General features: G+C 31.3%; 14 protein-coding genes. All 14 read right to left on the bottom strand.

Annotated elements, in window-relative coordinates:
- Window positions 1–43: 43 nt before the first annotated feature.
- The 14 genes from ACZ5N4_RS03115 to cbiD all read right to left on the bottom strand — a co-directional run bounded on the left by ACZ5N4_RS03115 (window position 44) and on the right by cbiD (window position 12,079).
- Window positions 44–673, bottom strand: coding sequence for a DUF3793 family protein (locus ACZ5N4_RS03115; RefSeq protein WP_464207085.1), 630 nt, complete (start codon window positions 671–673; stop codon window positions 44–46).
- 192 nt (window positions 674–865) lie between these two features.
- Window positions 866–1,717: a YitT family protein gene (locus tag ACZ5N4_RS03110; protein WP_464207084.1), complete on the bottom strand. Its 852-nt coding sequence runs from the start codon at window positions 1,715–1,717 to the stop codon at window positions 866–868.
- A gap of 417 nt (window positions 1,718–2,134) precedes the next feature.
- A complete protein-coding gene (locus ACZ5N4_RS03105) occupies window positions 2,135–2,836 on the bottom strand; it encodes an FTR1 family protein (protein ID WP_464207083.1) in 702 nt (233 codons plus the stop codon).
- 202 nt (window positions 2,837–3,038) lie between these two features.
- Window positions 3,039–3,560 carry a cob(I)yrinic acid a,c-diamide adenosyltransferase gene (locus ACZ5N4_RS03100; RefSeq protein ID WP_464210807.1) on the bottom strand — a complete coding sequence of 174 codons (522 nt, stop codon included), beginning with the start codon at window positions 3,558–3,560 and terminating at the stop codon, window positions 3,039–3,041.
- 25 nt (window positions 3,561–3,585) lie between these two features.
- Window positions 3,586–4,422 (bottom strand): GHMP family kinase ATP-binding protein, encoded by an 837-nt coding sequence (locus ACZ5N4_RS03095; RefSeq protein ID WP_464207081.1) that lies wholly within the window; start codon window positions 4,420–4,422, stop codon window positions 3,586–3,588.
- 100 nt (window positions 4,423–4,522) lie between these two features.
- The gene (locus ACZ5N4_RS03090; RefSeq protein ID WP_464207080.1) at window positions 4,523–5,296 is read right to left on the bottom strand and encodes a cobalt-precorrin-6A reductase; all 774 of its coding nucleotides are present in this window, start codon (window positions 5,294–5,296) and stop codon (window positions 4,523–4,525) included.
- Between the two features lie 18 nt (window positions 5,297–5,314).
- A complete protein-coding gene (locus ACZ5N4_RS03085; protein WP_464207079.1) occupies window positions 5,315–6,121 on the bottom strand; it encodes a sirohydrochlorin cobaltochelatase in 807 nt (268 codons plus the stop codon).
- A gap of 86 nt (window positions 6,122–6,207) precedes the next feature.
- Window positions 6,208–6,924 (bottom strand): precorrin-3B C(17)-methyltransferase, encoded by a 717-nt coding sequence (gene cobJ / locus ACZ5N4_RS03080; RefSeq protein ID WP_464207078.1) that lies wholly within the window; start codon window positions 6,922–6,924, stop codon window positions 6,208–6,210.
- 26 nt (window positions 6,925–6,950) lie between these two features.
- Window positions 6,951–7,985, bottom strand: coding sequence for a cobalt-precorrin 5A hydrolase (gene cbiG, locus ACZ5N4_RS03075; protein ID WP_464207076.1), 1,035 nt, complete (start codon window positions 7,983–7,985; stop codon window positions 6,951–6,953).
- Window positions 7,966–8,742, bottom strand: coding sequence for a precorrin-4 C(11)-methyltransferase (gene cobM / locus ACZ5N4_RS03070; RefSeq protein WP_178907443.1), 777 nt, complete (start codon window positions 8,740–8,742; stop codon window positions 7,966–7,968). The genes cbiG and cobM overlap by 20 nt, the downstream gene beginning before the upstream one ends.
- A 32-nt stretch (window positions 8,743–8,774) precedes the next feature.
- Window positions 8,775–9,461: a cobalt-factor II C(20)-methyltransferase gene (locus ACZ5N4_RS03065; protein ID WP_464207074.1), complete on the bottom strand. Its 687-nt coding sequence runs from the start codon at window positions 9,459–9,461 to the stop codon at window positions 8,775–8,777.
- Window positions 9,462–9,746: 285 nt separating this feature from the next.
- On the bottom strand, window positions 9,747–10,310 hold the full coding sequence (gene cbiT / locus ACZ5N4_RS03060) for a precorrin-6Y C5,15-methyltransferase (decarboxylating) subunit CbiT (RefSeq protein ID WP_464207073.1): 564 nt from the start codon (window positions 10,308–10,310) through the stop codon (window positions 9,747–9,749).
- Window positions 10,311–10,357: 47 nt separating this feature from the next.
- Entirely contained in the window at window positions 10,358–10,978 is a 621-nt protein-coding gene (gene cbiE / locus ACZ5N4_RS03055) for a precorrin-6y C5,15-methyltransferase (decarboxylating) subunit CbiE (RefSeq protein WP_464207071.1), read from the bottom strand.
- Between the two features lie 24 nt (window positions 10,979–11,002).
- A complete protein-coding gene (cbiD, locus tag ACZ5N4_RS03050; protein WP_464207069.1) occupies window positions 11,003–12,079 on the bottom strand; it encodes a cobalt-precorrin-5B (C(1))-methyltransferase CbiD in 1,077 nt (358 codons plus the stop codon).
- Window positions 12,080–12,259: the final 180 nt, after the last annotated feature.

Here is a 12,259-nt window from a genome sequence, read left to right as displayed (position 1 = left end):
TTGCTAAAAAAGAGCAGGCTGATATTAAATTATCTCTGCTCTTTTAATACATTATTATTTCTCTCTTTTTATTTTCTACAATTAAAGATGGCAGCATACCTTGTAGTACAGCCTTAACTATAGTATATTTTGCATTATCATAGTTGGTAAACTTTTTCTCAGTATAATGAACATTATCATAAACCTTCCAATATCCAGATAACAGACTCTTTTGATCAGGATGCTCCATAAAACAAACCACATCTCTCAATGGAAAACCTAGAAATATTCCCATTTCATGCGGACAAAAGTATTTAAATCTTTCCTTCAGTAATTGCAGCATCTCATCTACACTTAAATTTTTGTCATAACCAAATTTCTTTAGAAACCTTATATTTTCATCCTGATAAATAATTTTAGAAAGCATATCCCTGTCATAAATAAATAAAGTTTTACTTTCAAATCTTTTCTTTATTTCGTATATCTCTAGTTCACTTATAGATAAAAAATCTTCCCTATATCTTTCCCACAATAAGTTCAAGTTTCTCTTGTTCTTACCTAATGTAATTATACAGGATGGTTTATCACTTAGTAATGTAGGCGCTACATGATAGAGAATAACGCCATATAGATACTCTTTGTCATCCATGTTCTTCAACTTATCCATGTATTCTTCTAGTGGTGATTTATTCATAATAATCATCTACCTTTTAATAGTGTTCTTTAGTTTTCCCTATGTAGAAAAAAATATAAATAACAATACATGGATAAAATTTAACTAAGTCAATAACTCCATATAAAAATTGCTCCCTAGTTTAGTTTTGAAACTAAACTAGGGAGCGTAAACTACCATCTGGGGGATGATAAATTCTAGTAATATTAAATTTTAAAATGCTGCGGCCTTAAAGCCTTTTCCTTTTACTTCAGCAGTATCCATTATTGATACTACTGCACTTGAATCTATATCTTCAATTAAGTTTTTAGCTTGTTCAATTTCTTTTGGTGTTAAGATACAGTATATAACTTTCTTTTTATCACCAGTATAGGCACCTTCACCATAAAGATAAGTTACACCTCTACCCAGCTTATCTAGTATAACCTGTTTTATTTTATCACTATTTTGAGTTACTACTAGCACTACCTTTTCCTTATCAAAGCCTTGAATTATTTTATCTATTACTGCAGTACTCATATACATTGAAATTAAAGTATATATAGCTGTTTCCAAGCTTCCTATAAATACTCCCATAGTTACTATTACTACATTAATCATAAATGCTATTCTTCCTATGGACATACCATACTTTTTCTTAACTACTACCGCTATAATATCTGTTCCTCCTTGTGAGGCTCTATTTTTAAATATGATTCCTGCACCAAGGCCTGTTAAAATTCCTCCACATAAAGCAGAAAGTAATGGATCCGTCATATAATAAAGATTATGAAGATTTCTTGTAAATATTAGAGATAGAGACATTGCTGCCATTCCAATAAAACTGAAAATACCAAATTCCTTGTCTATAGCTCTTATTCCTATTAAAAATATAGGTATATTTATAAGAATTACAGAATAACCTGAGGGCATTGTAGTTAAATACTGTAAAATTATTGCTATACCAGCTACCCCTCCACTCAAAAATTTATGTGGTATTATAAATATATTAACTCCGATAGAATATATTAAACTGCCGACAACTATCATCGCAACTCTTAATAGATTTTCCTTTTTAATTAACATCTAATGATGCCTCCTTAATAAAAACAATGTATTAATCCATTTTATAAACAATTATGTAAAAGTATTAAATAGTTAGAAGGCATATATTAGATAATTATACATAGGAAGCCTTTGTTATTGCGCCTTCTAGCTACTATATAAATTCTATAATATTCCCTTCAAATAGTCAATGGACTCATAATTGGACTAATCCATATATCCAATCATTTGAAAGTCCATTTAATGATATTTATTAATTAATCATATTATTTCTTTAATATATTCCCTATTTCTAATGAATTCTCCACTTCCTTGCTACAGAAAATTTATATTTTACAGATAATTCATGCAAATTGATAATATCCTACAAATAAAAAAATTAAGACATAGTATATACCTGTATAAGATATACTATGCCTTTATATTTTCTATAGTTAATTACAATTTTTTAATATATTTTTTCATCATGTCTTTCAAAAATATATAAAGAGTTGGAATAGCATAGATCAATTCTCCTGCTCTTTCAATTGACTCTCCCATAGAAGGCATTAACTCTGCAAGCCCTTCTCCAAACATCAAAGCACCTATGAGTATTAAAATTATTGTTAGTGCATTAAATATTAATTCTATACTAAGTTTTAGGGTTTGCTTGTACACAAGATACATTAAAATAATTGAAATCAAAGCTCCTAATATTATACCAATTGCTATATTTAAAGCTGCTTCATTTATAAAAGGTAAAGTAAAAATAGTTATTTCCAAGCTTTCTCTAAATATTGTCAAAAATGCAAGTGTAAATAAACTTACAGCTGTAATCTTTACATTCATATTGTCTTCTTCTTTAGTTGGTAGAGCTTTACTTTGCCTTCTTAAAAGAACTATGCTGTATAATATCAAAGCTGCCAAAAATAGCATCATAGATCCTTGGAATATATGCTGAACTGCTGCATCTATAGACTTAGCTTGATTGAATATAATTACCCCAGTTAAGACACTTAAAGCAACTCCACTACCTGAACCAACATATAAATACTTCTTCAAGTCTGTTCTATTTATCTTAGAAAGATATACTAAAAGCGGAACAATAACCAGCAACATTTCAAAGCTTTCTCTAAAGGCAATAATCATAGTCGTAACCATTTTCTCACCCCCTAGTTTAAAAATTTTTAAATAGTCTTTGTTTCATAATAAGCAGAAATAACGAAAATGTTACACAAAAAAGTAAAATAACGCTAAGTACTTGGGGGTTGAGCTTTATGCCGATAGAAATAGATGAATTTTTTGTACCTCATCCGAGGTATACAAATGAAATAAACTAAAAGAGGGTCCAAAACCCTCTTTTTTAGTCTTCTATTCCTTTTCTTGCTGGAACACCTTGAGTATAGTAGTGTTTAATTTCTTTCATTTCTGTAACTAAATCTGCCTTCTCTATAATTCTCTCATTTGCATATCTTCCTGTGAGAATTACTTCTGTTTTTTCAGCTTTTTTATCTAAAATTTCTATAACTTCATCTACTGAGAAAAGTTCATAAAACAATGCAATATTTATTTCATCTAAAACTACAACATCATATTCACCAGAAGTTAAAACTTCTTCTGCTTTTTGCAAACCTTTCCTAGCAACTTCTTTATCTGCTTTTGTTGGGTTTCCAAGTATAAAAACATCTCTGCCAAACTGTTCTAATGTAAAGTTTGGTAAATAATTAGGTGCATTTAATTCGCTGTACTTCATTCCCTTAGTAAATTGTCCAAAGAAAACCTTTTTTCCAGCACAAACCGCTCTAAGAGATAGCCCTAAAGCACAAGTGGTTTTTCCTTTTCCATTACCAGTATAAACTTGAATATATCCTTTTTCCATAACAATGCCTTCTTTCTTCATAATAGTTTATTTATATTTCAATAGAATTTAAAGTTTTTACTGAATATACCTTATATTCTGCTACATTCTGAAAAAATTCTTTTGCATAATTAAGTTTTTCTTCATCTTCATATATAATGCCCAACACATTTCCACTGTGAGCTCCCATTATACCTAAACCATGAGTTTTATCCTTTATATCAATAATTTGCTCTAAAAAGTCATAATAAAGTCTTTTTTGATTTCTTATTATACTTTCCGTAGAAACATAAGCAAGCTTTCTTAAGTTCTTTTCTCTTATAGCCTCTTCTAAAACTGGAATTAAATCATCTACATCACTTAAGGTCGGTAGCTTTTTACTATTAAATTCTACGGTGTCTACAACCTTGTTTCCTTCAAAGGCTAGTATATTATAAGAAATATATTCTCCCATCTGTTTTTTATATAAGCCTTTCTTATAGTCAAATAAAGTCATCTCTTTAAATATTATACTGTCTGTTGGCTCTATTTTTATGCACTGTTCCATAAGCTCTGTTTCGTTAAACTCTTTATTAAACATTTTGAGCAGACAATAATATACTCCGCATAAATCTGCAGTACTACTAGCAAGTCCTTTTCCATAAGGTATTTTAGAGTTTATTTCTATATCTATAGTATTATAATACTGGCCATAACCCCATAACTCCAAAACATTTCGAAGAAAGTCTGCGGATTTTTTGTTATTATATTTTTTTTGTATATTGTTACACTCAAAAACCTTTACTTTTGTATATATATCTACAGGGCAAGACAACAGAAGATCTTTATTCTTCACTTTTCCCTGTAGTATTTCTCCAAAACTTCCTGGGTAACTTATTGTAAACTCCATAAAATCTAACATCCTTTACTCTTTGATAGCTTAAGTCTTTATTTCATAGCCAGTATCTTAAGCTTATTAAAATAGTACTAATCATATTAAATAACTAATCTTACTTTAGTTTCACTCTATCTAATAAGTAGTTAACCAAATCCTCTGTATCATAAAAGACATTATTATATTTCATTGTTTGTCTTCCTATGATAAATCCATAAATATTATTATCAACACAAGCCCTAAGCTTTTCTTCAGTACCACCCTGAATACCACTATCCTTAAGAATAACTGCCTGCGCCTTGTATTCCTTAATAAAGGCACAATTTAGCTCATAACTTATAGGGCCTTTTATTGCAATTATATCTCCTGCATCTAAACCCTTATTAATGCATTCTTGCATAACTTTCACTGATGGTAAAACTCTATGGATAATCCTGTTTTCCAGATTCATAGAAAGAATCTTGTCCAAATTTCTACTTCCTGTGGTATTTAAAATATTACCTTTAATATTTTTTAGCTTATCATAAAGTTCCTCATAGTCTTTTAATTCTATAATTTTCTCTTCATTTTTAAATTTATCAACACATGAAGGCCTTTCATATCTCAAATATTCTATACCAAAAACTTCGCAAGCCTTCATAGCATTTTTACTAATTTCTAAAGCATAAGGATGAGAAGCATCTACTAGTAAATTTACATTTTTCTCCTTAAACAACCTTACTAGCCCTTCTAAATCTAGAGGATTAGTATTTAAATATGAATATTTGTAGTCTTTTAAAATTTCACCACCGTATTCTGTTGCTGTCGACACTAAAATATCCTCTGTATAATTGTTTAATAAAGAAAGAATTTTTCTTCCCTCTGAAGTGCCAAGAATTAATCCTATCATTTCTTAATCACCAACTTATTATTCAGCCATTAAAGGATTGCCCTCTATACAATCTCTAACATGCTGTACATATATATCTTGATATTCTTTATTTTCACCTAATCCATGAAGGTATACATGTGACTTTATGTCCTGTTCTTCCAATTGACTTTTCCATGAATCTTCTTCATCTCCAGCCATATCATTAATAGCATGATCTCCTGCAACAAGCATATATGGCATTAAAGTAACTTCTTTAATGTTTTCTTCTTTAAGCTTTGGAATTATGCTTTCTAATGTAGGATATCCCTCAACTGTTGCAACATATATAGTTCCTAATTCAGCATCATTCAACATACATTGTAGCTGTGCATAACATGAATTAGCATGATGTGTGGAACCGTGCCCCATAAGCACTACAGCAGTATTTTCTCTCATTTCTGGAAGCTGAATTTTTAAAGCATCTATAGCTATCTTATAGTCTTTCTCTCTATATAATATAGGCCTTCCTAAAACTAGCTTATCAAAGGAATCTATATATTTATTGACCTGACGTGCTAACTTATCATACTCGTCTCCAGGCATAATGTGTAGAGGTTGTACATATACCTCTGTAAAACCATCATTTTTCATCTTTTCTAAAGCTTCTTCAACATTATCTATATGAAGATCCATTTCTTCCTTTAGCTTTTTCATAATCATGCCAGAAGTAAATGCTCTTCTTATCTCATACTCAGGAAAACACTCTTTTATTCTATTTTCTGTAGATTCGATACATGCCTTAAAGGTTTCCATAATACTTGTTCCAAAACTTGCTACTAATATACCTTTTTTTGATCCACTCATCTATTTCACCTCATAATTACTTAAACTTTTTTATTTACTATTTATATAGGGATACAATCTACAAAGTTAAATTTTGGACTTTTCCCTTATACCCTATATCCTCTAGGTGTTATAAATTTTCCGTCTTTTATAAAGCTTCTGCTGTTTCCTATTATTACTATTGAGAACATATCAACTTCACTGTCATCAAAAGTGTCTATAGTAAATAAAGTTGTTTCCTGCCCATCCCTTAATGCATTTTTAACTACTGCCACTGGAGTATTCTCTTGTCTGTACTTTTTTACAATATCCATGCACTCTTGCAAATATAAAGGTCTTCCGTGACTTTTAGGATTATAAAGAGAGATTATAAAATCTCCTTCTGCAGCTAGTTCCACTCTTTTCTTTATAAGTTCATATGGCGTCATAAGGTCACTTAGACTTATATTACAATTATCATGCATAAGAGGTGCTCCAACTACTGAAGCTGCCGCTGAAGATGCTGTAACCCCTGGAATAACTTCTACATCTTCATCTTTTCTCATTTCTAAAATAAGTCCAGCCATACCATATATTCCAGCATCTCCAGTACTTACTATTGATACTATTTTATCCTTAGCTAATTCTAAAGCTTGCTTACATCTTTCTACTTCTCCACGCATTCCTGTAGAAACTACAGGCTTATCTTTAACTAAAGGTTTTATAAACTCTATATATTTTGTATATCCTACTATAACATCACTTTCTTCAAGCGCTTTTACTGCTTTTAAGGTCATATGATCAAGTCCTCCAGGACCAATTCCTATAACATAAAGCTTACCCAAATTAACACATCCTTTTCTACATACATTTAGAAAGTATCTAACTCTCCTATACACACTGTCATTCCATTAGCTTTTATTTTTTCCGAAACTAATCTTGCTCCTAATAACTCAACACAGGGTTCACATACCGCACGTACTCCTATGGTCTTTTCCACAAAGTCACTGCCTAAATATTTATATTGAACCTTTTTTATTTCTTCTATGGAAAATATTTTTATTTTGCAGCCTAGATGTTCACTAAGCTTTAGTATAGCTTTTTCATCCTTTTTTACTTCTACAGTTCCAATGAATTTCACTGCTCTTTTATCTATATTTTTTTCCTTTAACAGTTTTTCAACTGTATCCCTCATCTTTTCAGGCTCAAAATTTTTTCTACAACCTATGCCAAGTACAATATCTTTTCTTATAAGCTTAAGATTGTCAATATCCTTTACTTTTTCACTAAGCTTATTATTTTTCTCTATATTATTCAATTCATAAACATCTTCATTTAAATTATGTGTAACATAAACTAATCCATTTATGTCATCAAAATCTTCTGTATATCCTTTTGGTAAAGATATTTTTGATTTTAAATCTATAAAACCTACTTTTTCTTTATTAACAAGTAATGCAGCAATTTTTTTCGCATCTTTTAGACTATCTATTACTAAATCATTATTCTTAGCAATCATATCTGGAGCTTCAACCTCTAAGTTATCCGTAGCAGTTGTAATAACAGGTATACTATTTAAGATTTTTGCTACCTGCAAAGCTAATTCATTGGCACCACCTAAGTGTCCACTTAAAAGACTTATTGCAAAGTTGCTGGAATTATCTACAACTACTATAGCTGGATCCTTATCCTTCGATGTTATGTATTCTGCTATTGCTCTTACAGCTATGCCTGTAGAACTTATAAATATTATTTCCTTATATTCTTTCATGAGTTTTTCAGTAATTTCTTTAAGTCTGAAGTTCTCTATTAATTCTTTAGAATACAGTTCTATATCCAAAGAATTTTTAAGCTTTTCTGCAATAGCATCTCCAGATTTCGTAACACTAATTACTGCTATTTTCATCTTTTCCCTTTCTGAACATGTGAGTGAAATTTTCATGATATAATAAGCTCTTATCATACTCACAGTTTATAAAATCTCCCACAAGTATTTGAGCAGTTTTAGTTATGTTTTCTTCTTTAACTTTTTCCGCAATGTCATCAAGGGTTCCTATAACATACTTTTCATCTCCCCAAGTTGCTCTTTGTATAACTGCTACAGGAACATTTCTTCCATAACCTTTTCTTAGCTTTTCTACAACTTTATCTATCATACCAACTGATAGGAATAAAGCCATAGAAGCTCCTATGCCTGCCAATCTTTCCAAGTCTTCCTTTTCAGGTACTGGAGTTCTTCCTTCCATTCTTGTAAGTATAATTGTTTGACTTACATTTGGAAGTGTGAATTCCTTTTTAATTGCCGCTGCAGCAGCCGTAAATGAACTTACTCCTGGAACAACCTCATAGGGTATGTTAAACTTTTCAAGCTCATCCATTTGCTCTTTTATTGCTCCATATATAGCTGGGTCTCCTGTATGAAGTCTTACTATTTTTTTATTTTCATTATAAGACTTTACCACCACATCAATAACCTCTTGTAATGTCATTGAGGCTGAATTATGTATCTCTACATTTTCTTTGCAATGTTCGAAATGTTCTTTGCTTACCAGTGAACCTGCATATATTATTACATCTGCTTCGGATAATATCTTTCTACCTTTAACTGTTATTAAGTCTGGATCTCCTGGACCTGCTCCTATGAAATATACTATATTCTCCATATAAGTCTCTCCTTTTTATAATTTAAGATGCCTTAATCTCTTTGTGCTAGGATAAGTGACATATAATCTCTATTTTTTAGTATTTCTTCTCTATCTCTAATTACCTGCTGACCTTCTCTATATGCTCTTTTTACATATACATATCTAAAACCTTTTTCTTCAAGAGTATTTAATACCTTCTCTTCAAGCTTGTATAATTTCATTATAACTACAAACTTTTCATCCTTTATTTCATCAACTTGTGTTGCTGGCATTATTAATACTCTTTCATCACCTATAACGATGTTTTCTCCAGCTAAGCTTGCACTTGCACAAAAGGATGTAATTCCTGGAACTGTTTCTGTATTATATCCCTGCTCTTTTATGTATTTTAAAAGATATATGTAAGTACTATATACAAATGGATCTCCTATAGTTAAGAAAGCTACATCTTTTCCTTCCTTAAGTTTTTCCTCTATAGTTTTAAATGCCTTATATATTTTCTCTTCCTGCTCTGCTCCCCCCATTGGAAAGTGCTTTACAATAACTTCTTTATCTTCGCTTATAAAGTTTTTAGCTGTCTCTAGTGCTATGCTGCTTCCACCTTCTTTAGCAGATGGAGCAACTACTACATCACACTTTTTTATAACATTTACAGCTTTTAAAGTCAGCAGTTCTTCATCTCCTGGACCAACTCCTATACCGTACAATGTACCTAATTTAATAGAACTATTATCCAAATATTTCACATCCTTCCATATACTTTTTTATAGAGTTACTAACTAGAAAGTTGACTTATACAGAGGGACATGTTTCCAAAGCTGAAGTAGATTTAAAAACTTTGTGCCAGTCTTAGTGAAGGGTTTTAAGAGAACCTTAGCACCTTCGAGTTGTCTGAGCATAGCGAGTTTCTCGAAGGCTCTTAGGTTATCTTGAAACACAAGCTTTAGACTGGCTAAAAGTTTTTAACGTGCTGAAGCTTGGAAACATATCCTGGCGTATAAGTTAACTTTCGGCCTAGTATCCTAAATCTTTTTTCCAGTTAAAATAAAGATACTATTATTTGCAACCATCATATAACTTTTGCCTTTGATTTTATTTACTGAGACTTGGACACACTCAATTTCGTAATTTAAGTCTTTTAGTGTATTCATAGCTTTATATAAGTTATCTAGAGTAATAAAATTCAAAACCATATTACATCCACTTTTTAATTTCAAGTGGTAATGCATAATTATATCCTCTATATTGCCACCGCTGCCTCCAATAAATATGGCGTCAAACATCCCATATATATTTTCTTCAACAGCTAATGCTTCTCCCCTAATTACTTTAAGATTACCTGCATTAAACTTATTCTTATTTTTTTCTATAATCTCTAATGCTTCTTCATCTTTTTCTATGGCAACTACTTCGCCCTTTGAACATATATTAGCTATTTGTATACTTACTGAACCTGTTCCTGCCCCAATGTCTAGAACTCTGTAATAGTCTTCAAGCTGAAGCTTTGCAGTGCTTAAGACTCTAACTTCTTCTTTAGTCATAGGACAGTTTCCTCTTATAAATTCTTCATCCTTTATATAGATCATAAACTTATTCTCCTCTATATTTTAAATACAGATATTTTACTTAACTTTTACTCTTTAGATAAATTTTCAATGACAGCTACACATAGGCCATCAAATTTTATATTTTCTACTTCTGCTATACTTCCACCAATAATTTTTTCATCTTCATAAGAAAGATTTTGCCCTACATATATGTTTGCTCTAATATTTTTTTCTTTTAGCAAGCTACACATATAAGAAGGTGAATGCTTGCTGTCAGTTAACCATATGGAAATTTTATTTTCTTCTACAATTTGATGAAAATTTTGCTCTCTACCATGAAGGCTTCCTAAAAAACCTCCATGCCAGCTTTTGCCTAGCTTAGCCATCATATACTGAAAAGAACTTAGTCCCGGAATTACTTCAATATTTCCCAAGTAATTTTTCTTTATATAATCCGTTATTCCATAAAAAAGCGGATCTCCCGAAGCTGCAATACCTATACTTTTGTATTTATCACAATTAATAATGTCAATTACCTCAGCAATCTTACTTACAACAATCTTATTTACATTTATGAACTCTAAGCTTTCAACAGCTCTTTTAAAACCCACAATTAAATCACATTTACTAAGAGTATCTATTGCCTTAGGCAGTATATACTCTTTACTACCAGGTCCTATTCCAACAACATAAACTTTCCCATTCATATTACCTTATAACTCCTTATTTACTTACAAACTGCTATAAAGTACTCCTCGTTCCATTGAGTACATAATAACATCTGCCTTTATAGTGTTATATGTAAACTGTTCAATTCTCTGTTTAACCTTAACTCCTATATTTCTGTATAACTCCTCATACCCATCGCCCAGAAGTTTTACAGCTCCTTCAGTAGTCTCTTCATTGTACACCTTTTGCACAAGTTCCGTATTAGCTCCCATCAATGCCAGCTCTAGAGCTAAAGTCTCCAATCTTACATCACAAACCCTGCTGTGAGTATTGAAACATCCTGAGGCAATTTTACAAAGCTTACCTATATGTCCTACCATCAATATTTTATTAATTTTTTTATCCATGCAGCAATTTAAAGTAAATCCAACATAGTTAGACATTATGACCATTTTACTCTTATCTAGCCCCAGCTTATTTGCCATGTTTTCTCCCATGTTACCAAATAAGAGTATTAGGTCCTCACATCCTTGAGCTATTTTCTGATTCACCTCAAGCTCTACAGATTTTATTAGTGCCTCTTCAGACATAGGCATTACTATACCTGTAGTTCCAAGGATAGATATTCCACCTTGTATATTAAGTCTTGGATTAAAGGTCTTTTTAGCTATTTCTTCGCCTTTTGGTACAAATATAGTTATTTCAATTCCCATTTCCTTTGGCAGAACTTCTTTTACTTCCTTCTCAATCATAGACCTTGGCACCGGATTTATAGCAGGTTCTCCTTTTTTTACATAAAGACCATCACTGCAAACTACTCCTACTCCTTTACCACCTTTTAAGCTATAACCAGAATCTTTTTTTTCTGCTCTTGCCCATATCTCTAATCCATGAGTAGCATCTGGATCATCTCCACCATCTTTTATAACACAACATTCCACATAGTTCTGTCCCTTTTCAATCTTTTCTATTGGAAGTGTAAGTTTTATTCCTTTTGGGGTATCTATATTTATTTCCTTTAAGTTTCCACCAAAACAAAGCATAGAAGTGGCTGCTTTAGCTGCTCCTGCTGCACAGGAACCTGTTGTATATCCACATCTTAATCTTTTTCCATCACAATTTACATACATATCTAGCATATTTTCACCTTCTATATCTGAGAGATTTTTTTCCTATGTATCTAAAATATTAAGTAAATATACTAGATATAGGGACACTAACTAGAAAGGTAACTTATGCGAAGGGATATGTTTCCAAAGCTGAAGGTAGATTTAAGAACTTTGTGTCAGTCTTAGCGGAGAATTTTAAGAAAATCTTAG

The organism is Clostridium nitrophenolicum (assembly GCF_055391695.1).
Note: the sequence above shows the minus strand (reverse complement) of the source record. Positions and strands in the feature narration are given on the sequence as shown.